This is a genomic window from Chryseobacterium sp. 27AL, from assembly GCF_057815395.1.
This window is the reverse complement of record NZ_JBYRIW010000001.1, coordinates 270,540-296,549: the sequence shown is the minus strand read 5'-3', so window position 1 is coordinate 296,549 and position 26,010 is coordinate 270,540. Positions and strand designations below refer to the sequence as shown.

Sequence of the window (26,010 nt, the reverse complement as noted above, 5' to 3'; positions counted from 1 at the left end):
TATGTTTTTTGTTTTCTACAGGCTTCACCCGTGGCTATTAACAGATCGCCCCTCAGGGGCTCGCTAACTTTTTACTTTTCTCTTTTACCTTGGTTCTTATTTAAAAATATAGCCTTCCTTCTCCAGAGCTTCTTTTAAAATTGCCATTCTTGCGAAAACGCCATTCTGCATTTGTTTGAAAACTCTTGAACGTTCGCATTCCACGAGGTCTGTATCAATTTCCACACCTCTGTTGATTGGCGCGGGATGCATGATGATCGCATCTTTTTTCATGGCTTTTTCTCTTTCTTTGGTTAAACCATATTTTCTATGATATTCGGAAGCAGAGAAACTCATTTTTGCGTCGTGTCTTTCGTGTTGGATTCTTAACAGCATTAAAACATCAACTTCAGCAATTAATTCATCTACACTAAGATACGTCCCGTTGATTAATGCTCCTTCATCAAACCACTGTTCAGGGCCGGAGAAATATACTTTTGCTCCTAATCTTCTCAATGCTTCTGCGTTGGAATTGGCTACTCTGCTATGCTTTACATCTCCTACGATTCCTACTTTTAGGCCTTCAAATTTTCCGAATTCCTGATAGATCGTCATCAGGTCAAGCATGCATTGAGACGGATGGTTTCCTGTACCGTCTCCCCCGTTGATCACCGGAATTTTTATATTTTTTAATTCATCAAAATATCTGTCTTTTTTATCTCTGATTACGACAAGATTTACCCCTAAACTTTCAATTGTTTTTACCGTGTCATACAAACTTTCCCCTTTGTTAACGGAAGAATTTGAAGCATCAAAAGGCACTACCTGCAAGCCCAGTTTTCTTTCTGCAATATCAAAGCTCGTTTTTGTTCTGGTGCTGTCTTCGAAAAAAAGATTTGAGCAAAAAACTTCTCCTTCAATTTTAGCCGTTTTTCCATTTGCAAAAGCCAAAGCTTCTGTCACTATCCTGTTGATTCTCCCGGTGCTTAGTTCTGTAATCGTAAACATAATATTTTAATTTTTTTACAAAAAAAAAGCGAAGAAAATATCTTCGCTTAAAATAAATAAATATCGTAAAGGGCGCTATCGCCCGGTAATTCTAATGATATAAATACTGTGTTATTCATTAGGTGCAAAGATACAACAATTTTACAAACTGACAAAACCAATTTTCATTAATATTAAAATACCATGATTTTTAAATAATTTTAATTTTTAAATACTATTTTTGTTACCATTCAACGTTTATATAATATGGATTTAAAAGACAAAATGATTCTCAGCATTATTCAGGAAGACTCTACGTATTCTGTGAAAGAAATTTCAGAAAAGATCGGTCTTACTTTTACTCCAACCTATGAACGCATCAAGCAGCTGGAGAAAAATGGAATTATTGAGAAATATGTTGGGCTCTTAAACCGTGAAAAATTAGGACTTAATATTGTTGTGTACTGCAATATCCGACTCAAAGAGCAATCACAAAAAGTTTTGGAAGCATTTGAAAAAAATATCGGCAAATATGATGAAGTCCAGGAGATCATCAGTCTTTCCGGGGAATATGATTACATGCTGAAAATTATTGCTAAAGATATCAATTCATATAATGATTTCGCGGTAAACGTTATTTCAAATATTCCTAATATTGGGCAATATCACAGTTCTATCGTGCTTCACGAGGTGAAGAAATCTACGAAGTTTAAGATTGATCTGGATTAAAATAAAATTGAACCATTAAGGTTCTATTTAAGGAGTTAAGAATATTTAAGATTCGAAAGCGAATAATAAAACAGTAATTAAAAATCTATAGATTTTTCTTAATTAAGCTTAACTTCTTAATAGAAATCTTAATGGTTTAAAAACAATCAACCCAATAATTTATTTCTCAGCTTATTAAACTGATATTCAATCTTATCTAAACAAAGATTTCCGATGCTTCCCTGATGGGTATGGCTAAGATTTCCAATTTCAAAATCAAACGCTCCCTTTTCAATTTCCTGTCCTACTTTTATATAGGCATCCCGAAATGAACTTCCGCTTTTCACTTCTTCATTAATTTTTTCTACACTGAAAAGATATTTATACTTTTCATCATCCAAAATTCCATCTTTCACCTGAATATTCGGTAAGGTGTAATTTAAAATTTTCAGACATTCTTTTAAGGAATCAATGGCAGGAAAAAGAATTTCTTTCGTCACCTGCATATCCCGATGGTAGCCTGAAGGAAGGTTATTCGTCAGTAAAATAAACTCATTTGGCAACGACTGGATTCTGTTACAACGGGCACGAACCAATTCGAAGATATCCGGATTTTTCTTGTGAGGCATAATACTGCTTCCCGTAGTAAATTCTTTAGGGAAACTGATAAAATCAAAATTCTGGCTCAAATACAGACAAACATCATAAGAAAATTTGCTTAAAGTTCCTGCCAAAGTTGCCATGGCCATCGACAACATTTTTTCTGATTTTCCGCGCGTCATCTGAGCATAAACGGAATTATAATTCATCGACTGAAAGCCTAAATTATAGGTTGTACTCTCACGATCAATCGGAAAAGATGAGCCGTAACCTGCCGCCGAACCTAATGGATTTTTATTAATGATATTTTTAACGGAAAACAACATTTCCAGATCATCCAACAACGCCTCTGCATACGCTCCAAACCACAATCCAAATGAGGATGGCATCGCAATTTGTAAGTGCGTATAACCCGGAAGCAAAGCATGTTTATGTTGTTCTGCCAGTTTGATTAAGATCTGAAAAAATTCATCTGCCAGTGCTGTAATTTCACGAATTTCATCTAATAAATACAGTTTAATATCCAACAAAACCTGATCGTTTCTGGAACGTGCCGTATGGATTTTCTTTCCGATATCACCTAATTTTTGGATTAAAATAGATTCAATTTGCGAATGAATATCCTCAGCATTTTTATCGATTTTAAAATTTCCGTTCTCGATTTCTTCCAAAATTTCCGCTAAAACAGACAACATCTGTTTGGATTCTTCATTGGATATAATTCCCACTTCCGCTAACATTTTACAGTGCGCCATAGAACCCTTGACATCGTATTTTGCCAAACGTTCATCAAAGTCAAGATCTTTCCCGACTGTAAATGTATTGACTAATATGTTTGTGGCATTATCGTCTTTCTGCCATATTTTTTTCATGTAATTTCTTTTTTTGATGGAAGATTGAAGCTGGGTGTTGGAAGTTTTACTACCAAATGCTTTATCTTCCTTTTATTTATTATTTATTTAATTTTGTCATTCCGACGAAGGAGGAATCTGTATAAATATTATTAGAGATTCTTCAATCTACTTCGTTTCTTTCAGAATGACACAATTGAATCTTTTTCTTTATATTTTCTTTTGTCTTAAAACAAAAAAACAAAAATTCAAGACTGGAAACTCCGGCTAAAAATTAATTCTGCTCTCTAAAAATTCTAAAACTTGCGCGAATTCAAAATTCGTTCTTCGGTTCAAGATTTGTCCTGCGCTTCGAACAATAGAATTTTCTTAACGTTCACAGAAATAATTTTCTTAACGCCTCCATTTCCTAGGTCTTTGTTCTATACTCAATAGAATAGGCTTCCATCTCCCTGCTTCCAACCTATAAAACTTTCTCTAAAATTTTAATATAAATCTCAATTCCCTCCGCAATTTCTTCGATGAAAATAAATTCATCTGCAGTGTGAGAGCGCGTGCTATCTCCGGGACCAATTTTTACTGAGGTACAAGGAATGATTGCCTGATCGGATGAAGTTGGGGAACCGTAAGTTGTCCTTCCAATTTCCAGACCTGCCTGTACAAACGGATGTTCCATTTCTATTTTTGATGAATTTAGCCTGAAAGATCTCGCTGTCAACGTTGATTTCATCTGCGATTGGATGATTTCAAATGCTTCTTTGTTGGAATATTCATCTGTAACTCTCACATCTAAAGTAAAAGTACAAGATTCCGGAACCACATTATGCTGAACTCCGGCATGAATTCCTGACAACGTTATCTTTACCTCACCTAAATAATCCGAAACTTTTGGAAATTTAAAGCTCAGAATATGTTGCAGGTCTTCCATACATTTTACAATCGAATTGTCATTATTTGGATGAGCGGCGTGAGAAGGCGTACCTTTCATTTCACCGTCTATCACCAACAATCCTTTTTCCGCGATCGCCAGATTCATCTGCGTGGGTTCTCCTACAATGGCGAGCTCGATATTGGGCAGCTGTGGAAATAAAGCTTCAATTCCATCAAAACCTGAAATCTCCTCCTCAGCCGTCAAAGCAATAACTAAATTATATTTTAAATCTTCTTGAGTAAAAAAATGCAAAAAAACCTGCGCCATCGAAACCAAAGAAGCGCCTGCATCATTACTTCCCAATCCGAATAATTTCCCATCTTTTTCAATCGGTAAAAAAGGATCTAGCGTATAAGCTTTATTCGGTTTTACGGTATCATGATGCGTATTCAGCAAAATAGAAGGTTTGAAAACATCAAAATTTTTATTCACCGCCCAGATGTTATTTTTAAATCGCTTCGTCGGAATCTGATGTTTTTTGAAAAAATTTTCAATTTCCACCGACGTATTAAATTCATCTTTGCTGAATGAAGGAATTTCAATCAGTTTTTTCAGCAATTCTACTGCGTTATTCAGTAATTCTTCTTTACTATAAACAGATTTCAGTTCCTGCATGATGGTTTTCTATATGGTTTTTCAGTTCGGTTTCTTTAATTAAGAATACCTTATTGACTTTATTTTTTACGGCTCCCAAAGCATTTTCCAGTTTGGGAAGAATTCCTTTATGAAGTTTTCCTTCGTCTTTTAAGTTCGAAAATTCTTCTTCAGAAATATTTTTTATAACAGATTCCGGATTGTTTACATCTTCTAAAACGCCTTCTTTATCAAAACAATACAACAGTTCTACATCATATTTTACCGATAGAGACTGAGCAATTACCGAAGCAATCGTGTCTGCATTGGTATTGAAAAGATGTCCTTTTCTATCATGGGTAATTGCCGAAAATACAGGAACTAATTTCAGTTTAAGCAATTTTGAAATCAGTTTTTTATTAACACTTTTTTCGGTGATATCTCCCACAAATCCAAAATCTATTTCGGCGTGCTCTCTTTTTTTAGCTTTAATTAAATTCGCATCAGCGCCCGAAAATCCGACTGCTTTGCATTTCTTTTGCTGAAGTTTTGCCACGATATTTTTATTAATTCCTCCTGCATACACCATAGCTACAATATCCAAAGTATCTTTATCGGTGATTCTTCGTCCGTTTACCATCTTCTGTTCAATTCCAAGCTTGTCTGCTAAAGTTGTTGCTAATTTTCCGCCGCCATGAACAAGGATTTTCTTTTCCTGAATTTCAGAAAATTGCTCTAAGAATTGATCTAACAATTCTTCGTCATCGATTAATGCACCGCCAATTTTTATGATGTATAATTTTTCTTTCATTTTTATACATTTTTGATTGTTAACCTCATAGGTTTTTGAAACCTATGAGGTTTGATTTATTTAGAATTCAATTCATCCAAAATTTCAGAAAAAACCGCCTGCGCCGAGAAAATCCGGTTTTTTGCCTGTTGATAAATAATCGAGTTTTCACCATCCATCACCTCATCGCTCAATTCAACATTTCGACGAACCGGAAGACAATGCATCACTTTTGCATTATTGGTATTTTCCAGTTTTTCGTTTGTTAACATCCAGTTTTCTTTCACTTTCGGCATGGCAGCATAATCATCAAAAGACGACCAGTTTTTAACATAAATAAAGTCTGCATCTTTTAAAGCTTCATCCTGATCGTGAATTACTTTTACGTCTTTTGTAAAGTTTTTATCTAAATCATAACCTTCCGGATTTGTGATGACAAAATCCACATCCATTTCCTGCATCCATTCTGCGAAAGAATTCCCAACCGCCTGAGCAATCGGCTTGATGTGAGGTGCCCAGGTTAAAACAACCTTCGGTTTGCGGGTTACACTGAGCTTGTCGAAGTACCAGTTTTCGGTAATTGTGATGCAGTCTGCAAAGCTCTGCAAAGGGTGACGTGTAGCAGATTCCAGTGAAATAACCGGAACTTTTGCATATTGCTCAAACTGGCTTAAAATACTTTCATTTACATCATCTTCCTTGCTTTTCATTCCTGCAAAACAACGAACCGCAATAATATCACAATACTGATTTAACACTTCAATAGCATCTTTAATATGTTCAACCGTATCGCCGTTCATTACTGCACCATCTGCGAATTCCAGATTCCATGCTTCCTGAGCGGCATTTAATGTTAAAACATTTAGACCTAAATTTTGAGCCGCAATCTGACTGCTTAAACGGGTTCTCAAACTTGAATTTAAAAATACAAGTCCGATTGTCTTTCCTTTTCCTTTTTCAGGTTCCGAAAGAGGATTTTCTTTAATTTGTAAAGCTTTTTTTATAATTTGCTGTAAGTCTTTAACATCGCTTACAGAGGTGAATTTTTTCATTTGGTAATTTTTATTTTTCCAATGGACAAATGGAATATCCATTTCATTTTGAATTAATTTTAAAGATTTTTGATCTTACCTATTATGTTGAGTTTTTAACGCTATGATCGCGAAGCTTTTTTATTAAATTGAAAACATTTTCGTTCGCAAGGGCGTTTTACTCAGCTAATGATAATTGCGTTTGTCATTCTGACGAAGGAAGAATCTCAGCTTTATTTTTAGAGATTCTTAACTCCACTTCTGAACTACGTTCGTAAACCTTCAGTTTATATTCAGCATGACAAACCGTATAATTTTCACAGCTTAAATATTCTCCAACACTTCTTTTAAAGCATTTATGAATACATCAGTTTCTTCTTTTTTAATGGTAAGCGCCGGAAGAATCCTCAACACCGTCTTATCATTAGAATTTCCTGTAAAAATATGATGATTATACAACAGGCTATTCCTCACTTCTAAACAATCCCTGTCAAGTTCAATTCCGATCATCAACCCTTTCCTTCGAATCGTTTTAATATGTGGAAAATCTTTAATTTTATTTTCAATATACTCGCCCATTGTCTGAACATTTTCGATGAGATTTTCATCTTTCATCACGTCCAACACCGCAATCGCCGCAACACAAGCCAAATGATTTCCGCCGAAAGTCGTTCCCAACAAACCTTTGCTTGCCTGAAATTTCGGGTGAATCAAAACACCGCCAATCGGGAAACCATTCCCCATTCCTTTCGCTGTTGTGATGATATCGGCTTCAATTCCGAATTCCTGATGGGCGAAGAAATATCCGCTTCTTCCGTACCCTGACTGAACCTCATCTAAAATCAAAACAACATTATATTTTTCGCATAATTCTTTGATTTTAGTTAAAAATTCGGCCGTTGGAATCATAATTCCGCCAACTCCCTGAATTCCTTCGATGATTACGGATGAAATTTCATTTCCGTGTTTTTCGAAGACTTTCTCAAGCTGTTCGATATTATTCCATTCAGATTTAATAAATCTTTCATCATAATTTACCGGAGCAACAATTTTTGGATTATCTGTAACCGAAACTGCCGCTGAAGTTCTTCCGTGAAATGACCCTGAAAAATACAGCACTTTATTTTTGCCATTGTGGAAAGAAGCCAGTTTTAAAGCATTTTCGTTCGCTTCAGCACCTGAATTGCATAGAAACAAATTATAATCTTCCAAGCCGGAAAGTTTTCCTAATTTTTCAGCTAATTCAGTTTGTAATTCATTCTGAACTGAGTTTGAATAGAAAGATATTTTATCTAGCTGGTTTTTTAATTGAGTTTGATAATGCGGATGGTTGTGACCGATAGAGATCACAGCATGACCGCCGTAAAAATCAAGATATTTTTCACCTTTATCGTCCCAAAGAAAGGATCCCTGAGCTTTTACCGGATTAATGCTGAATAATGGATATACGTTGAATAAATTCATGTTTATTTATAAATGATAATTGATGTTTGATGAATGATTTTATCTTTTTTATATTTTTCTTTTGCCTTGAAATCGAAGATTCGACGTAGTCAAACAAAAGAAACAAAAGTTCAAGACTTGGAAAATTCCGCTAAAAAATATTTTTGTTCTCTAAAAATTCTAAAACTTGCGCGAAATCAAGATTATTTCTTCAATTCAGCATTTGTGTCGCGCTTCGAACAGTAGAATTTTTTTAACATTCACAAAATTATTTTTCTTAACGCTCCACTTTCCTATGTCGTTTTGATTTGAGTTTTTAAAATTCACGATTGACTTATTGACAATTCACATTTTTAATTCACTTTTAAAACGCAATCGGCTTTAAGTTTAATCCTAGGTTTTCTTCCCAACCCATGGCAATATTCATATTTTGAACAGCTTGCCCGGAAGCACCTTTTAACAAATTATCAATCGCTGAGTGAATAACTGCAACATTTCCACTCTTTTCTATCTGAATCACACAGCGATTGGTATTGACAACCTGCTTTAGATCAATTGCTTTTTCGCTTACCTTTACAAAAGGTTCATCTGCATAAAAATTTTCGAACAATTGATATATTTCTGAAAGCTCTACCTCTGTTTTCACCGTGGAACTCGTAAAAATCCCTCTCGCAAAATCCCCTCTCCATGGAACAAAGTTCATACTGACCTCATTTGTATTAAAAGAAACTAACTGCTTTAAAATTTCATCTACATGCTGATGGGTTATCGTTTTGTAGGCTGAAATATTATCATTCCTCCAGGTGAAATGCGTCGTTGCCTGCAAAGACTGACCCGCACCTGTTGATCCTGTAATTCCTGTTGTATACACCTCATTTAACAATCCTTTTTGCGCTAAAGGCAACAAGGCCAACTGAATTGCTGTGGCAAAACATCCCGGATTGGCAATACTTTTCGCTCCTTTAAGTTGTTTTTTATTGATTTCAGGTAATCCGTAGATAAAATTTCTGTCTCCGAAATTAGCGTCCAAACGAAAATCGTTTCCTAAATCGATGACTAACGTTGAATCTTTTACAGGATTTTGAGTCAGCCAATTCTGGCTTTCTTTGTGAGGAAGACATAAAAATAAAATATCTACATCTTCTGGCTGATCTGTTAAATCCATTTCACAAACTGTCGCTAAATCAGGGTACAAATCTGAAATTTTTGTTCCTGAATTTGAACGACTGTATAAAAAGCTCAAAGACACATGAGGATGAAAAGCCAGCAGACGAACCAGTTCGCTTCCTGTATAACCGTTGGCACCAATGATTCCTATCTTTTGTTTCATTTCATTATTTTTCACAGTTTCATCCATGAATATTATTATTGAACCCTATCGGGTTCGGTATTTTTGTTGATTTTGCCAGCCATAGGTTTTCACCTACGGCTATTTGTATTGAACCCTTCGGGTTCTGATTTGATCATTCGTTTGTCTTCCATAGGTTTCACCTACGGCTATTCATATTGAACCCTTCGGGTTCATAGTCATCGAATCTGTCGCAGCCCGACTTGAGCGGAAATCCTTTTGTGAGGAGGAACGACGAATAAAAGATTGGGAGCGGAAGGCGGATAAAGCTGCCCAAATCTTATTTATTTATCTGATGATATATATTTAAGGAATTGCTTACAATTTTTGTGTAGCCTTTTACATCTTCACCTGTCCAGGCTCGGTTTGCTTCGCCATAACTTCCGAATTTATCGGACATTAAATCATGCTCAGATTCAATTCCATTTAAAATAAACCGGTAAGGGTGAAGCGTTATGAAGACTTTTCCGCTGACTGTTTTTTGAGAATCAGCTAAGAAAGACTCGATATTTCGCATCACTGGATCCAGGAAAAGCGCTTCGTGAAGCCAGTTTCCGTACCAGTCGGATAATTGAGACTTCATCATCTGCTGATATTTTGAAAGCGTATGTTTTTCCAACAAATGGTGGGCTTTGATAATCACCGATGCTGCAGCTGCTTCAAAACCAACTCTTCCTTTAATTCCGACAATCGTATCTCCAACGTGAATATCACGACCGATTCCATAAGCAGAAGCCAATTCTTCAATTTTTTGAATCGCGTACACCGAATGTTCAAAATTTTCTCCGTTTACTGAGACAACTTCTCCGTTTTTAAACTCAATTTCTAATTCCGAAGGCTGAGTTTCTTTAATCTGAGAAGGAAAAGCTTCTTCAGGCAGATAATTTCTTGAAGTCAAAGTCTCCTTACCACCAACCGAGGTTCCCCAAAGTCCTTTGTTTACAGAATATTGCGCCTTTTGGAACTCCATTTCGTAACCATAACTTTTCAAAAATTCGATTTCTTCTTCGCGGGATAAAGCCATATCACGAATCGGCGTAATGATCTCGGCATCAGGACACATGACCTGAAAAATCAAGTCAAAACGAACCTGATCATTTCCTGCTCCCGTACTTCCATGAGCGATAGCATCAGCTCCGACTTCAATCGCAAACTTTGCAATTTCCTGCGCCTGAATGGTACGTTCCGCACTTACGGATAAAGGATAAGTATTGTTTTTTAAAACATTCCCAAAAATCAAATACTTCACGCAAGAATTGTAATAATCTTCCTGAGCATCAACACACCTGTATTCTTTTACTCCGAGATTAAGGGCTTTTTTCTCCAGCTCTTTTTCTTCTTCTTTAGAAAAACCGCCGGTATTTACAGTGACTGCATATACATCATATCCCAGTATTTCACTAAGATATTTGGCGCAGTAAGAGGTATCAAGACCTCCACTAAATGCTAAAACTACTTTCTTGTTCATTATTGTATTGATTTTCAGACTGAGATTTCTCAGCACTGTTTTTTATATTTTCCGGAACAAAAAGCATTGCCGTGCAAAGACAATTTTTCCGTTCTTTCTTCATTAGAATATCATAATTCACACAGCTTTTGCAGCCGTTCCAAAACTCTTCATCCTGAGTAAGTTCGGAATAAATAACTGGCTTATATCCCAAATCACTATTAATTTTCATGACCGCTAATCCGGTAGTTAATCCGAAAATTTTCGCGTTCGGATACTTATTTCGGGATAAAGTGAACACTTTATCTTTAATTAATCTTGCCACACCCAAGTGCCTGAATTCAGGAGAAACGATCAGTCCGGAATTAGCTACAAACTGTCCATGAGACCACGTTTCGATATAGCAGAAACCCACCCATTTTCCTTTATCAGTAGCCATTACCGCATTTCCTTCAATAATTTTTTTACTGAGGTATTCGATAGAACGTTTAGCAATGCCCGTCCCCCGACGCTGTGCAGAATCATACATTTCCTGCTGTATTTCATTCACATACATCAAATGAATGGATGAGGAAATTTCTATTTCCATTTATTTATCTAAAATTTTCGGCAAATTTAAAATATAATTTCCATAATAAACAAGTATAAAAGATAATTTTATTGAAATAAACTAATACACAGGTAATTTTATCTTTATGTAAATTTAATATTTTGCTAATTTATTATATATTTGCTAAAAAGATATAGTCATGGAAAATTGGTGTCCGAAATGTAACAATACTAAGGTTGTAAAAAGCGGAATTGTAAACAACAAACAGCGTTTTCTCTGTAAAGACTGCAACTATTATTTTACGGTAAAGAAATTAGGAAAACAGATCGATGATTATTACGTAACCAAAGCGTTACAGCTCTATCTGGAAGGATTAAGTTTCCGTGAGATTGAGAGAATTATTGGTGTTTCACATGTGACCATCAGTTCATGGATTAAGAAATACAATATCACAAGACCACCTCATTCTGAATTTCATCCGGTGTACAAAATTTTAAAGCAGAATGAGTTGATTGAATATATGAGCAAAGAAGAAAATATTAAAAATTCCGGATTGATCATTACGCAATTCGCTGATAAATATATGCTGATAAAATGGGAAAGATTTAAAAAATAATTCTTTATTCAATTGTTAGTAAGTTAATTGTGAATCTTAAAAATGATCTTATATAAATATAAACTTAAACTAAAAACATAGAATATTAAACATTAACTATATCATTAGCACTAATATATATTAAATTTTTTCAAATAAATTATTAATTACAATTTGGCTTTCATAAAAAACGATACCAAAAATTGATAATTTATGAAAAAATTACTCACTTTTATCGGATTGGCTCTAATCAGCAATTCTTTATATTCCCAAGGTTCACCTGATTATGGAAGTGGATTAAAAATAAATCTCAATCAGCAAGGTGACAAATACATCAGATTTATTTTATGGGATCAGTTTTGGTTGAGGAATACCGAAATGAATCCCGGCAGTATGGTTGGTGGAGAACCAACTGATAATTCATGGAGCCTGGGAAATAGAAGGTTGCGTGCATTGGCATATGCTCAGATTTCCAAAAGATATATGATCTTAGCCCATTTTGGAATTAATAACCAGACCTTTATCAATGGTGGCGGCTCAGGAACTTCGGGCACGGGAGGCTACGGAAACGGTAAGAAACCGCAAATGTTTTTCCATGATGCATGGAATGAATATGCTGTTATTATGCCTGGAGAAGCCGGAAAATTCAGTTTGACTTTAGGAGCCGGATTGCATTATTATATGGGACTTTCCCGTATGACAATGGCTTCTACGTTGAATTTCCTTACGGTAGACTCTCCTATTTTCACGTGGCCGCTGATTGATAATTCCGACCAGTTTGCGAGACAGCTCGGAATGTTTGCCAAAGGAAAATATGGAAAACTGGAATATCGTTTCAGTTTAAACAAACCTTTCGCTACCGATCTGGTTCCGGCGAATATTACAGATCCATCAAAAGCAGTAGCCGTCGACAACAACGGAAATCCGAGCTTCTCAAAAGCAGGATATGTTGAATACCAGTTTCTGGATGAAGAATCGAATCTGTTGCCTTTTAAAGTGGGTTCTTACTTAGGAACCAAAAAAGTTTTCAATGTAGGTGCCGGATTTTATCATCAGAAAGACGGAACGAGAACTTCTGTGAATTCCAATATTGAAAAACATGACATTACACTTGTTGCAGTTGATGCTTTCGCAGATATTCCGCTGGGAAATGCCAAAAATAAGATGGCGGTTTCAGCTTATGCAGGATACTACAATTATCAATTTGGCCCCAATTATATCAGAAATATCGGCATCATGAATATCGCATCTTCCGATCCGAATTTTGTTGGAAATAAAGCCATTGCCGGTCCGGGAAATCTACAGCCAACTATCGGAACAGGTAATATTATCTACGCACAGGCGGGATTATTATTACCGAGCCAGGCAGAAAAACCAAAAATAAGAATCCAGCCTTTTGCGGCGTATACGCATAAAAACTTTGAAGCTTTCGATAAATCTTCATCACAATTTGATATCGGTGCGAACTGGTTTATAGACGGTCATCATGCTAAAATCACCACTCAATATTCTACGAGGCCAGTGTACACAAGCCCGACTGAAAGCCCGTCTTCCAAGGGGGAATTCATAGTACAGTTTCAAATTTACTTATAGATATGCTGAATTTAAATAGTAAGAAACTCATTAATCAATTCAAATTAACATTAAAAATTACATCATATGAGCGATAACAATCAAGTAAGCTACGAGAATATGACCGAAAGGCAAAAAAATCGCACGATTTGGGGCGTTATTACGGCATCATCACTCGGAACATTAATCGAATGGTACGATTTCTATATCTTCGGGAGTTTAGCCGTCGTTTTAGCTACGAAATTTTTCCCGGCTGATAACCCGACCGCAGCATTTTTATCTACCTTAGCCACTTTTGCAGCAGGTTTTGTGGTAAGGCCTTTCGGAGCACTATTCTTCGGAAGACTGGGAGATATCATCGGAAGAAAATATACCTTCCTGGTTACTTTACTGATCATGGGATTTTCAACTTTCCTTATCGGATGTATTCCAAGTTATGAGACCATCGGATTTTTAGCACCTGTTTTAGTTTTAATTTTAAGATTATTACAAGGCTTAGCTCTTGGCGGTGAATACGGAGGGGCAGCAACCTATGTCGCAGAATATGCACAACCCGGAAGAAGAGGCTACTGGACTTCATGGATCCAGACAACGGCAACCGCAGGGCTTTTCATTTCATTAATCGTTATTCTTGTGACCAAAACAACTCTTTCCGCAGAAGAATTTGACGGCTGGGGCTGGAGAGTACCATTCTGGATATCCATTCTAATGGTAGGAGTTTCTTATATCATCAGAAGAAATATGAAAGAATCTCCACTGTTTGCAAAAGCTAAAAGTGAAGGAAAAACTTCGAAAAACCCTTTAAAAGAAAGTTTCGGGAATAAATTCAATTTTAAATTTGTTTTACTCGCATTATTCGGAGCTGCGATGGGACAAGGCGTTATCTGGTATACGGGACAGTTTTATGCAATGAGCTTCCTTCAGAAAGTAATGAATGTAGAATCTGCACAGGTTGATTCATTAATGGCCACCGCATTATTTCTGGGAACACCGTTCTTCGTATTCTTCGGATGGCTGTCGGATAAAGTCGGACGAAAAGCCGTGATGATGACGGGAATGCTGATTGCTATTCTGGTCTACAGGCCTATTTATGACAGTATGTTTAAAAGCGTAAATCTTGAGAATAAAACGGTTGCCGCCAATGGAATTACAGAAACGAGAACAGCTAAAATTCATGATAAAATAACAACCGACAGCCTGATAAACTTCCATAAAGAAACATTATACACCGACGGAACTTTAATTAAAAAAGACAGTGTTGTACACTGGTCACCGACCGGGCCCGTTATAAAAGACGGAAAAGCGGAAGAACCGAAAGTTTCCCAAAGCATCAAATTGGCCGATAATACAAAATGGTATCTCATTTTTATGGTATTCATTCAAGTGATATTTGTGACGATGGTTTACGGTCCTATCGCAGCATTTTTGGTAGAGATGTTCCCGGTGAGGATTCGTTACACTTCAATGTCTCTTCCTTATCATATCGGAAACGGTGTTTTCGGAGGCTTGCTTCCAGCTGTAGCAACTTATCTGGTTACCACAGGAAAAGAGGCAGGACATGCAACTTGGTACCTGGAAGGACTTTGGTATCCTATCGGAGTTGCCGGAGTCTGTTTATTAATCGGATTATTTTATCTTAAAAATAAGAACAATAATATTCATGATTAGCAACCGAATCAGTAAATTTTTTTATTAATTTTAAAACAACTAAAATGAACGGAATCAAAAAAATATTAGGTATACTCTGGATCGCCATCGCTCTGGTAGTGGGATACTTCGGAATCACGGTAATGGGAATCCCGAAAATAACATCAGGAAAACAGGAAGACCTGGTTTTCGGAATCATCATCCTCTTTGTACTGATGCCGATTATCTCCGGCGGAATGGCCATTTTCGGATATTACTCGCTGACGGGAGAATATTCTGACCATAAAGAATAATTTATAATAAATAATGAATGATAATTGATACATGATGAACTCAAAATCGTCAAACTATCAATTATCATTCATCAATCATTAATCATGAAAAAGAGACACGAACAAAAATTAATCATCCTGAGCATCGGACTTTTAATAGCATTCAGTATTCCGGTTTCGCTACTTTTCAATAGTGACCGGGAAGTTCTCGGCTATCCGATGATTCTGATTTATATTTTCGTTCTCTGGATGATTTCCATCATTATATCTTTTGTAATCATAAAAAAATATGATGAGTAGTTTCGCATTATTCACCGTGGTTTTGTTTTACCTGGCACTTTTGTTCTTAGTCGCTTATCTGGCGGAGAAGAAAAAGAGCAAACTTTGGATCAACAATCCCTACATTTATGCACTTTCGCTGGCAGTGTACTGTACAGCCTGGACCTACTACGGCAGCATAGGCGTTGCAGCAACAAGCGGACTCAATTATCTTCCGATCTATATCGGGCCTATCATCATTATTCCTGCATGGATTTACATCAATACACGGATTGTACGGATTTCAAGGGTAAATAAGATCAGCAGCCTTGCAGACTTTATCTCCCTGAGATATGGAAACAGCAGAAGCTTTAGTGCAGTAATTACGATTGTCTGCCTTTTGGCTATCGTTCCGTATATCGGTTTGCAGATCAAGGCAATTTCCGAGACTTTTCATTTGGTGACAGAAACACCAATGTCAAAAAACATTCTTTCAGATAATGCGACTTTTGTGGTCGTTTTGATCGCTTTATTTTCATCATATTATGGAACCAGATATGTAGATGCTTCGGAAAAACGTTTGGGAATTATTTCCGCGATTGCCTTAGAAAGCTTTCTGAAATTGTTTTTCATTATTATTTTAGGACTTTTTGTTATTTATTTTGTGTTTGACGGATTTTCGGATATTTACCAAAAGGCAAGTCAGTTTGAAGATTTTAAAGAAAAAAATACGTTTAACGGCATTGAAGGTGCGATGAACTGGATGGTGTTATGTATGATTTCCGGAACAGCAATCTGCATACTTCCAAGGCAGTTTCATACCGCAATCGTGGAAAACAGACAAGAGAAGCACATCAAAACAGCGATATGGTTTTTCCCTCTTTACTTATTGATTTTCACTATATTTATCTTTCCTATCGCTTGGGGCGGGCGACTGATCTTCAAGGGTCAGAAAGTAAATCCCGAATTCTATTCCATTTTAATTCCGCAGCATTTCAACAATACACTGATTACAGTTTTGGTGTTCCTGGGAGGACTAAGTTCCTGCATATCGATGATTATTATTTCAGCCATCACTTTATCCATTATGCTTTCCAATAACCTGATTATTCCGTATGGATTGTTGGGAAAATTTAAATCTGAAAACGAAGTCCAGAATACCCGTAATATTACCAACGTCAGAAAATTCAGCATTTTCGCCCTGATTATCATGGCATTTGCCTTTTATAAATATTTTATTTTAAAAACTTCTCTAGATTCAGTCGGATTGATTTCATTTGTCGTTATCGCCCAGCTGGCGCCTTCTTTTTTCGGAGCTATTTTCTGGAGAAGAGGAAGTTATAAAGGTGCTATCATAGGGCTTTTAGCAGGACTTATCATTTGTTATTTCGGGTTAATCATTCCTCAGTACTATTTCTCTTACAATCAGGAATTTAAAGGGGTTCTCAGGGATATGTATAACGCTTTTGATTTTTTCACCATTCCTTACTTAGGAAGAATTCCACAGATTTTCTTTTGGTCATTGCTGGTGAATACAGGCTTGTTTGGGATTATCTCAGTAAGCATCAAAGGGAACTATCGTGAAAGAAATTTTGCCGAACTGTACGTCGATATCGATAAATACATTCAAAATCATGAGAATGCTTTTATCTGGCGCGGAACAGCCTATGTATCAGATATAAAAAATATTCTGGAGCGATTTTTAGGTAAAAACAAAACGGAACAGGCTTTAAGGATATTTAATTTAAAGTATAATATTGATTCTCAGTCGGAAACGGCAGATTCCCGATTTATTAAGTTCTCCGAAAACCTTCTGGCAGGAAGAATAGGAACAGCTTCTGCAAAAATTTTAATTGAAGGTGTAACAAAAGAAGATAAAATTTCCTTAAAAGAGGTTTTAAACATTCTGGAAGAATCTAAAGAAAATATTACCCTTAATAAAAAACTCACTGAGCAGTCGGAAGAGCTGCAAAAACTGTCTAATGATTTGCGAAATGCCAATGAAAACCTGATCATCAAAGACCGTCAGAAAGATGATTTTCTAGACTCTGTGGCACATGAATTAAGAACACCGATTACAGCAATCCGCTCAGCAGGGGAAATTCTGGCCGATGATGATGATATTCCTTTAGAGATTAAAAAAGAATTTTTAAATAATATCATTACAGAATCCGACAGGTTAAGTGAAATTATTAATGATATCCTGTATCTGGATAAGCTGGAACACGGCGAAATAGCGTTACACATTCAGGAGAATAACATTATTGAAACCTATAAAAAGGCGCTAAATCCGCTTTTGCATCTTATTCATCAGAAAAATATTCACTTAAGCGAAGTTAATCTGCTCAATCATTTTTTATTTGAATATGACGAAGCCCGAATGATTCAACTATTCCAGAATATTTTGGGAAATGCCTTAAAATTTACCGACGAACAGGGAACCATTCAGACAAAATTATCTGAGAAAGAAGACCAGCTGATTATTAAGATTTTCAATACGGGAAAAAATATCCCTGAAGAAGATCTGGAAATGATCTTTGATAAATTTTATCAGTCAAAAAATCAAAATATTTTAAAACCTACAGGAAGCGGACTTGGGTTAGCAATCTGTAAAAAAATAGTTCAGGCACAGGGCGGAACCATAAAAGCAGAAAACAGCGGGTTGGGCGTGACGTTTACGATTATTTTGCCAAGCAGAAATAAGAACGGTGATAAAGAACCCGAAGGGTTCAACAACAATAGCCGTAGGTAAAACCTATGGAAATGAGGTAGGTGAATGTAAATAAACCCGAACCCGCAGGGTTCAATAATAAAAACACAAATGAAAAAATGGGAACGTATCGACAAATATTTTATCATATTGTTTTTGGAACAAAACATAGAGAATCAACAATTAACGAAAAGAATGAAACAGAGCTATACAAATATATTTGGGGTATTTTAAGAAATAAAAAATGTAAATTATACAGAATTAATGGAATGCCGGACCACATTCATATTTTTTGTGATCTCCATCCCAATATAAATCTCAGCAATCTGGTAAAAGACATTAAAGTGGCAACAAATTTATGGATGAAAGAATCAGGGCTGTTTCCTGAATTTACCGGATGGCAGGAAGGTTACGGAGCATTTACCAGTTCGATAAAAGACAAGGAAACTATTATAAATTATATAAAAAGTCAAAAAGAACGCCATAAAATAGAGACATTTGAAAATGAATTTAAACAGCTTTTAGCTGAACATGGAATTGAATCAGAATGAACATTAATGCATTCAACCCTTACGGGTTCCCCAAAAAAACAAACAATGAAGTTGAACCATAAAGAAGAAATTAGAGAATGAAAAAGATAATTATTGCAGATGATGAACACAAGATATTAATGTCGCTGGAGTACAGCTTTAAGAAAAACGGCTACGACGTATATATTGCCAGGGACGGAACTGAAGTTCTGGAATTTTTAAAAAATATGATTCCGGATGTTATTTTACTGGACATTATGATGCCCAATCTCGACGGTTTTAGCACGTTAGACATTATTAAACAAAATGAAAAATTACAAAAAACCAAAGTTATTTTCCTGAGTGCGAAAAATAATCCGAGAGATATTGAAAAAGGACTGGAAATGGGAGCTGACGCATACGTTACCAAACCCTATTCTATCAAGAAACTGATGCAGCAGATCGAAGAAATGTTTGAATAGTTTTTAAGATTGAAACACAAAATAAAAATATCATGAATGCAGAAAATTTATTTCAAAGAAGTATAGAAGATAAAGAAAGTTTCTGGGAAAACCAGGCACAGGAAATCGACTGGTTTCAATTTCCGTCACAAATTCTCTCGCAAGACGAAAACAATTACACCCAATGGTTTTCCGACGGAAGATTGAATATGTGTTATTTATGCATAGACAAGCACATCAATGACGGTCATGGAGAACAAATAGCAGTGATCTACGACTCGCCGGTCACAGAGCAAAAGAAAACATATACTTTCAATCAGGCAAAAGCGGAAATTTCGAAATTAGCGGGAGGCTTGGTTTCTTTAGGTTTAAAAAAGGGAGATACCGCTGTTATTTATATGCCGATGATTCCTCAGACACTTTTTGCCATGCTGGCTTGTGCACGGATAGGCGTCATTCACAATGTTGTTTTCGGGGGGTTTGCACCGCACGAACTCGTGGTAAGAATCGACGACTGTAAACCAAAAGCTTTAATTACCGCAACGGCAGGTGTTGAAATTGCTAAAAGAATTCCTTACTTACCACTGGTTGAAAAAGCGATCGCTCTTGCACAAGATAAGGTTGAAAATATTATTGTATTTAACAGGAAATTAGCAGATAATCAACACGAAATGTTTGAAGGACTGATTGATTACGAAGAACTGGTGCAACAATCAGAACCAGCAGATTGTGTTTCTGTTGAATCCACGCACCCGCTCTATTTACTGTATACATCCGGAACTACCGGAAAGCCGAAAGGAATCACCCGTGATACTGGTGGCTATGCCACAGCCCTGAAATTTTCCATGAAATACATTTATGGTGTCGAACCCGGCGAAACGTATTGGGCAGCTTCCGATTTCGGATGGGCCGTCGGTCATAGTTTTTCTGTGTACGGACCATTGATCAACAGGAATACAACCGTTATTTTTGAAGGTAAACCCATTATGACACCAGATGCTGGAACATTCTGGAGAATTATTTCAGAATATAAAGTTTCTGTGATGTTTACGGCACCCACGGCAATCAGAGCAATAAAAAAGGAAGACCCAACCGGAGAACTGGTGAAAAAATATGATTTAAGCCATTTTAAAAAGCAGTTTCTGGCAGGTGAAAGATGTGACGTGGCAACACTGGACTGGTTTGCAGAACATATCGGAGTGCCCGCTATCGACCATTGGTGGCAGACAGAATCTGGCTGGCCGATGCTGGGCTTAATGACTTCTAATGATGATTATACCATCAAAAGAGCTTCCGCCGGAAAACCGATTCCGGGGTATGATATAAAAATCTTTGACGAAAATGGCTATGAGCTGGATCCGCACCATGAAGGTTACCTGGTGATCAAACTTCCACTTCCGCCCGGTGCTTTACTCGGAATCTGGAATGATCATGAGCGCTTTCAAAGCAGCTATCTGTCGCAGTATCACGGGTATTATTTTTCGGGGGATGGTGCAATTAAGGATGAAGACGGATATATTTTTATTACCGGAAGAGTTGACGATGTGATCAATGTTGCAGGACACCGGCTTTCGACATCAGAAATGGAAGAAATCGTTTCGTCTCATCCCGATGTTGCAGAATGTGCCGTGGTAGGAATTGATGATGATCTTAAAGGACAAATTCCCTTTGCCACAGTCGTTCTGAAGAACGGTTCCATAATTTCTGAAGAAGATGTAGAAAAAGACATCGTGAAAAATGTGCGTGAAAAAATTGGAGCTGTTGCCTGTCTTAAAAATGTAATGACCGTCAAACGCTTACCCAAAACCCGTTCCGGAAAAATACTGAGGAAGCTCATCAGAACTCTTCTGGATAAAAAAGATTTTCAGATTCCGTCAACAATAGATGATGAAAAAATCATTGAGGAAATTCAGCAAAAAATCATAGAGTATCGAGCAGAAAAGAGAAATTAAGTTTAAATTTAAAATATAAAAAAGAATAAAATTAAGGGATATGAGAAACTACCTGATTGAAGATTTACCGCATTATTTCGAAGATTATAAAAAATCGATTAAAAATCCTAAAAAATTCTGGGATAAAATAGCCGATGAAAACTTTGTATGGTATCAGCGCTGGAGTAAGGTCGTAAAATACGATATGAATGAGGCCAAGATTGCCTGGTTTAAAAATGCCAAATTAAATATCACCAAAAACTGTCTGGACAGGCACCTTTCCGTAAGAGGAGATAAAACCGCCATTATCTGGGAACCCAATGATCCAAAAGAAGAAGCACAGCATATTTCTTATAGTGAATTATATACCAGAGTAAACAAAACAGCTAATGTTTTACGGGAAATGGGCATTGAAAAAGGAGACAGAGTATGCATCTATCTTCCGATGATTCCTGAGCTGGCCGTTGCGATGCTGGCCTGTGCCAAGCTGGGAGCGATTCATTCTGTAATCTTTGCAGGATTTTCAGCTTCTGCTGTAGCTTCGAGAGTGAATGACTGCGGAGCAAAAATGGTGATTACTTCTGATGGAAGTTATAGAGGCAATAAAGTTTTAGATTTAAAAAGTATCGTTGATGAAGCGTTAGAAAAAACACCAAGCGTAGAAAAAGTGCTGGTTGTAAAAAGAACCCGTAACGACATCAAAATGAAAGAACACAGAGATTTCTGGATGGAAGATCTTTACGAAAGTGCTTCACCGGATTTTGTAAGTGTGATTATGGATGCAGAAGACCCGCTTTTCATTTTGTATACTTCAGGTTCCACTGGCAAACCGAAAGGAATGCTTCACACCTGCGCAGGCTATATGGTATATACGGCTTATACTTTTAAAAATGTATTTAATTATCAAGAGAATGACATTTACTGGTGTACCGCCGATATAGGCTGGATTACCGGACATTCCTACATTCTTTACGGTCCGCTTCTGAATGGCGCGACAACCGTTATTTTCGAAGGAATACCAACATATCCGGAACCGGACAGATTCTGGGAGGTAATTGAAAAACATAAAGTTACCCAGTTTTATACTGCTCCTACAGCAATCCGTTCATTAGCAAAAGAAAGTGTGGAATGGGTCGATAAACATGATCTGAGCACACTAAAAGTCATTGGATCGGTAGGTGAGCCAATTAACGAAGAAGCGTGGCATTGGTTCAATGATCATGTAGGAAAGAAAAAATGCCCGATTGTCGACACATGGTGGCAAACGGAAACCGGAGGAATTATGATCTCTCCTCTCCCATTCGTAACTCCTACCAAGCCAACATACGCCACATTACCTTTACCGGGAATACAACCTGTTTTAATGGACGATAAACGTAATGAGATCATGGGCAATCAGGTAACCGGAAATCTTTGCATCCGTTTCCCATGGCCGGGAATTGCCAGAACGATTTGGGGAGATCATCAGCGATATAAGGAAACTTATTTTACGGCTTTTCCGGGTAAATATTTCACAGGTGACGGGGCATTGCGTGATGAAGTAGGCTATTACAGAATTACCGGTCGTGTAGATGATGTGATCATCGTTTCGGGACACAATCTGGGAACAGCGCCTATAGAAGACAGTATCAATCAGCATCCGGCTGTAGCAGAATCTGCGATTGTAGGCTATCCTCATGATATTAAAGGAAATGCTTTATACGGTTATGTTGTTTTAAAAGAAACTGGCGAAAGCAGACAGAGGGATAATCTTAAAAAAGAAATTAATCAACTGATTTCCGAGCAGATCGGTCCGATCGCAAAACTGGATAAAATACAGTTCGTTTCAGGTCTTCCGAAGACACGTTCCGGAAAGATTATGCGAAGAATCCTGAGAAAGATTGCAGAAGGTGACTTCGGTAATTTTGGTGACATTACAACACTTTTAAATCCCGAAATTGTTGAAGAAATTAAAAATGAAAGAGTTTAAAAAAATGGGCGGAATGTTTTCGCCCATTTTATTAACGAGTAATAGATATTTTAAATAAAAATAGATTTAATTATAGACAATACAATAAATTAAATATTACATTGAAAATAATTGAATAATTCAGAAAAATTCATTACCTTTAATACAAATTAAAAACTATTGCTATGTCAAATATTTTAGCTGGATTATTTGAACCCCACAGCGATTATAAAAAACTAGAAGCCGATCTTGAAAATTCAGGCTTTGGAAATTCAGATTATATTGTATATCTGAATGAAGATAATCATCATTCGCCTTATATTGTAAGTGTAGCGGTGAAAGAAAATCAGGTTGACAGTGCCAAGAATATCTTCAGCCAGAATACCGTCATGAAAACTTATCTTTTTGAAAATATGAGTCTCGAACAGGCCAATTATACAGACATTAAAAACTATATAAACGTCAGGAACAAAGCGGAAATCCACAACAGTCCTGATGTAAGAATCAAAGGAGCTACCAGCGGAATGGACTCCGAGGTAAAGTTTTAGAAACAAATGATAAGAATTAATAACCCAAATCCGTAGATCAATCTACGGATTTTTTGTATTTGAAAGTGCTAAATTTTTCGTATTTTCGTTAAATATAGGCTTTAGCACGAATGAGTTACGACTTAGAACAAGAAAATAAAGAAATCCTGGCCCGCTATAAGGATCTGATTTCTAATACATACAGAACTTTGGATGAGGAAAATAACAAACTTATCCGAAAAGCATTCGATATCGCACTGGATGCGCACAAAGATCAGCGAAGAAAATCTGGTGAACCGTACATTTACCATCCTATTGCTGTGGCCAAGATTGTAGCCACGGAAATCGGATTGGGAGCCACATCTATTGCCTGTGCGCTTTTGCACGATGTGATAGAAGATTCCGACTACACATACGACGATCTGAAGAAAATTTTTGGAGAAAAGATAGCCAATATTGTCAACGGGCTTACGAAAATCTCCATTATGAACCACCAGAATATATCGGTTCAGTCGGAGAATTACAGAAAACTCCTGCTTACCCTTTCAGAAGATTTCCGGGTGATCCTGATCAAAATTGCAGACCGTCTTCACAACATGCGAACACTGGAAAGCATGGCTCCGGATAAGCAGAAAAAAATTGCATCTGAAACAGTCTATATTTATGCTCCTATGGCACACCGTTTGGGGCTGTATAATATAAAATCCGAGCTTGAAGATTTATCTTTAAAATACAATAATCCTGACGTTTACACGGAAATAACAGAGAAACTCGAACTGGCGAAGGAAAGCCGTGAAAGATACATTGAAGAATTCAAGAAAGAAGTCTCTGAAAAACTGCATGAAGAAGGATTAAACTTTAAAATAAAAGGCCGCGCCAAGGCCATTTCTTCCATTTACAGGAAAATGCTGAAACAGGGCGTTTCTTTTGAAGAGGTTTACGACAATTATGCAATCAGAATTATTTATAAATCAGACGCTAAGAACGAAAAATTCCTTGCCTGGAAAATATATTCTATCGTAACTGATGTTTACCACAGTAATCCGTCCAGGATGCGTGACTGGATTACACAGCCGCGTTCTACAGGATACGAAAGTTTACATTTAACGGTTTTAGGACCCGATAAAAAATGGATTGAGGTGCAGATCCGTTCCGAAAGAATGGACGAAATCGCAGAAAAAGGTGTTGCCGCTCATTATAAATACAAAGAGGGTTACAAACAAAGCTCTGAAGACAGAAATTTTGAGAATTGGGTAACGGAAATCCGAGAAGTGCTTGAGCAACAACAGAATCTTTCCACTTCTGAACTTTTGGATAATATTAAACTGAATTTGTATTCCAAAGAAGTTTTTGTATTCACTCCAAAAGGTGAAATCAAAATACTGCCTACCAATGCAACGGCTCTTGACTTTGCTTTTTCGGTGCACTCGGATCTGGGAATGAAATGTTTAGGCGCAAAAATCAATGGTAAACTTGTTCCGATTTCTTATGTATTGCAAAACGGCGATCAGGTCGATATCCTTTCTTCACAAAATCAGAAACCCAAATCTGACTGGCTGGAATTTGTAGTAACTTCCAAAGCTAAGTCTAAGATTAAGAGTTATTTAAATTCACAAAAAAACCAGCTGGTAGAAGAAGGAAAAGAAATTCTTCAGCGAAAACTCCGTCATGCCAAAATCAATTTTAATGATGATGAGGTAAATAAACTTCAGAAATTTTTCCATCTTAAAACATCTCAGGAGCTCTTCCTTAAATTCCAGAGTAACGAACTGGATGCAAGTAGCTTAAGAAAATATATTGAAAGTAAAAATGTATTTAACAACTTACTTTCAAGATTCAGGAAATCTCCTGCCAAGAACACTACTTTTGTAGAGCCTAAAGAGCAGAATCTGGATATGATCGTCTTTGGGAAGGATGAAGAAAAGCTCAATTATACCTATGCAAAATGCTGTACTGTAATTCCCGGAGACAAAATTTTCGGATTTATCACGATTTCTGATGGAATAAAAGTACACAGTGATAACTGCCCAAATGCCATTAATCTTCGTGCTCAATATGATTACAGAGTCATTCCAGCCAAGTGGGTTAACGCAGAAAGCTTTAAAAACAGGGTAAAAATTGAGATCGAAGGACTTGACAGAATGGGAATGATCAATGATATTACAACCGTGATCAGCGGCGCGATGGGTATGGATATGAAAAGCATGTCTATCGAGTCTAATGATGGTATTTTTACGGGGACGATCAATCTCGAAGTTAAAAATAAAAGCCAGCTCGAGCAGACATTCAAGAAGCTTAATAATATTGATGGTGTTTCAAAAGTGAGAAGATTACAATCTTAA

22 protein-coding genes are annotated in these 26,010 nt (G+C 36.7%); 13 read left to right on the top strand and 9 right to left on the bottom strand.

Going from position 1 to position 26,010, the window contains the following annotated elements; all coding sequences use genetic code 11:
• Window positions 1-96: 96 nt before the first annotated feature.
• Window positions 97-987: an aspartate carbamoyltransferase catalytic subunit gene (locus AC3WV0_RS01325; RefSeq protein WP_488843274.1), complete on the bottom strand. Its 891-nt coding sequence runs from the start codon at window positions 985-987 to the stop codon at window positions 97-99.
• A gap of 246 nt (window positions 988-1,233) precedes the next feature.
• Here AC3WV0_RS01325 and AC3WV0_RS01320 point away from each other — a divergent pair, with 246 nt between their 5' ends.
• Window positions 1,234-1,695 (top strand): Lrp/AsnC family transcriptional regulator, encoded by a 462-nt coding sequence (locus AC3WV0_RS01320; protein WP_488843272.1) that lies wholly within the window; start codon window positions 1,234-1,236, stop codon window positions 1,693-1,695.
• Window positions 1,696-1,841: 146 nt separating this feature from the next.
• Here AC3WV0_RS01320 and argH read toward each other — a convergent pair whose 3' ends face one another.
• The 8 genes from argH to AC3WV0_RS01280 form a co-directional block, all read right to left on the bottom strand.
• Window positions 1,842-3,146 carry an argininosuccinate lyase gene (gene argH / locus AC3WV0_RS01315; RefSeq protein WP_488843270.1) on the bottom strand — a complete coding sequence of 435 codons (1,305 nt, stop codon included), beginning with the start codon at window positions 3,144-3,146 and terminating at the stop codon, window positions 1,842-1,844.
• 442 nt (window positions 3,147-3,588) lie between these two features.
• Window positions 3,589-4,671 carry a M20 family metallo-hydrolase gene (locus AC3WV0_RS01310; protein ID WP_488843268.1) on the bottom strand — a complete coding sequence of 361 codons (1,083 nt, stop codon included), beginning with the start codon at window positions 4,669-4,671 and terminating at the stop codon, window positions 3,589-3,591.
• The gene (gene argB / locus AC3WV0_RS01305; protein WP_488843266.1) at window positions 4,646-5,440 is read right to left on the bottom strand and encodes an acetylglutamate kinase; all 795 of its coding nucleotides are present in this window, start codon (window positions 5,438-5,440) and stop codon (window positions 4,646-4,648) included. The genes AC3WV0_RS01310 and argB overlap by 26 nt, the downstream gene beginning before the upstream one ends.
• A gap of 56 nt (window positions 5,441-5,496) precedes the next feature.
• On the bottom strand, window positions 5,497-6,471 hold the full coding sequence (locus AC3WV0_RS01300) for a Rossmann-fold NAD(P)-binding domain-containing protein (protein WP_488843264.1): 975 nt from the start codon (window positions 6,469-6,471) through the stop codon (window positions 5,497-5,499).
• Between the two features lie 303 nt (window positions 6,472-6,774).
• On the bottom strand, window positions 6,775-7,914 hold the full coding sequence (locus tag AC3WV0_RS01295; RefSeq protein ID WP_488843262.1) for an aspartate aminotransferase family protein: 1,140 nt from the start codon (window positions 7,912-7,914) through the stop codon (window positions 6,775-6,777).
• Window positions 7,915-8,257: 343 nt separating this feature from the next.
• On the bottom strand, window positions 8,258-9,223 hold the full coding sequence (gene argC / locus AC3WV0_RS01290) for an N-acetyl-gamma-glutamyl-phosphate reductase (RefSeq protein ID WP_488843260.1): 966 nt from the start codon (window positions 9,221-9,223) through the stop codon (window positions 8,258-8,260).
• Between the two features lie 298 nt (window positions 9,224-9,521).
• Window positions 9,522-10,709, bottom strand: a complete 1,188-nt coding sequence (gene argG / locus AC3WV0_RS01285; RefSeq protein WP_488843258.1) for an argininosuccinate synthase — start codon at window positions 10,707-10,709, stop codon at window positions 9,522-9,524.
• The gene (locus AC3WV0_RS01280) at window positions 10,681-11,277 is read right to left on the bottom strand and encodes a GNAT family N-acetyltransferase (protein WP_488843256.1); all 597 of its coding nucleotides are present in this window, start codon (window positions 11,275-11,277) and stop codon (window positions 10,681-10,683) included. Before AC3WV0_RS01280 ends, argG begins: the two co-directional genes overlap by 29 nt.
• A 160-nt stretch (window positions 11,278-11,437) precedes the next feature.
• On the opposite strand from AC3WV0_RS01280, the gene AC3WV0_RS01275 reads away from it, so the two are divergent.
• The 12 genes from AC3WV0_RS01275 to AC3WV0_RS01220 all read left to right on the top strand — a co-directional run bounded on the left by AC3WV0_RS01275 (window position 11,438) and on the right by AC3WV0_RS01220 (window position 26,010).
• Window positions 11,438-11,854 (top strand): transposase, encoded by a 417-nt coding sequence (locus tag AC3WV0_RS01275; RefSeq protein WP_488843254.1) that lies wholly within the window; start codon window positions 11,438-11,440, stop codon window positions 11,852-11,854.
• A 192-nt stretch (window positions 11,855-12,046) separates the two neighbouring features.
• Complete coding sequence (locus AC3WV0_RS01270) at window positions 12,047-13,426, top strand: porin (protein WP_488843252.1); 1,380 nt, start codon at window positions 12,047-12,049, stop codon at window positions 13,424-13,426.
• Window positions 13,427-13,492: 66 nt separating this feature from the next.
• On the top strand, window positions 13,493-15,073 hold the full coding sequence (locus AC3WV0_RS01265) for an MFS transporter (protein WP_488843250.1): 1,581 nt from the start codon (window positions 13,493-13,495) through the stop codon (window positions 15,071-15,073).
• 44 nt (window positions 15,074-15,117) lie between these two features.
• On the top strand, window positions 15,118-15,345 hold the full coding sequence (locus tag AC3WV0_RS01260) for a DUF6814 family protein (protein ID WP_488843248.1): 228 nt from the start codon (window positions 15,118-15,120) through the stop codon (window positions 15,343-15,345).
• Between the two features lie 84 nt (window positions 15,346-15,429).
• A complete protein-coding gene (locus AC3WV0_RS01255; RefSeq protein WP_312899961.1) occupies window positions 15,430-15,624 on the top strand; it encodes a hypothetical protein in 195 nt (64 codons plus the stop codon).
• The gene (locus AC3WV0_RS01250) at window positions 15,617-18,334 is read left to right on the top strand and encodes an ATP-binding protein (protein ID WP_488844692.1); all 2,718 of its coding nucleotides are present in this window, start codon (window positions 15,617-15,619) and stop codon (window positions 18,332-18,334) included. Before AC3WV0_RS01255 ends, AC3WV0_RS01250 begins: the two co-directional genes overlap by 8 nt.
• A 20-nt stretch (window positions 18,335-18,354) precedes the next feature.
• Window positions 18,355-18,843: an IS200/IS605 family transposase gene (tnpA, locus tag AC3WV0_RS01245; protein ID WP_488843245.1), complete on the top strand. Its 489-nt coding sequence runs from the start codon at window positions 18,355-18,357 to the stop codon at window positions 18,841-18,843.
• 77 nt (window positions 18,844-18,920) lie between these two features.
• Window positions 18,921-19,283: a response regulator transcription factor gene (locus AC3WV0_RS01240; RefSeq protein WP_488843243.1), complete on the top strand. Its 363-nt coding sequence runs from the start codon at window positions 18,921-18,923 to the stop codon at window positions 19,281-19,283.
• Between the two features lie 32 nt (window positions 19,284-19,315).
• Window positions 19,316-21,214: an AMP-binding protein gene (locus tag AC3WV0_RS01235; protein ID WP_488843241.1), complete on the top strand. Its 1,899-nt coding sequence runs from the start codon at window positions 19,316-19,318 to the stop codon at window positions 21,212-21,214.
• A 40-nt stretch (window positions 21,215-21,254) separates the two neighbouring features.
• Window positions 21,255-23,162, top strand: coding sequence for an acetate--CoA ligase (acs, locus tag AC3WV0_RS01230; protein ID WP_488843239.1), 1,908 nt, complete (start codon window positions 21,255-21,257; stop codon window positions 23,160-23,162).
• A 164-nt stretch (window positions 23,163-23,326) separates the two neighbouring features.
• Window positions 23,327-23,689, top strand: a complete 363-nt coding sequence (locus AC3WV0_RS01225; RefSeq protein WP_488843237.1) for a hypothetical protein — start codon at window positions 23,327-23,329, stop codon at window positions 23,687-23,689.
• 110 nt (window positions 23,690-23,799) lie between these two features.
• The gene (locus AC3WV0_RS01220; RefSeq protein ID WP_488843235.1) at window positions 23,800-26,010 is read left to right on the top strand and encodes a RelA/SpoT family protein; all 2,211 of its coding nucleotides are present in this window, start codon (window positions 23,800-23,802) and stop codon (window positions 26,008-26,010) included.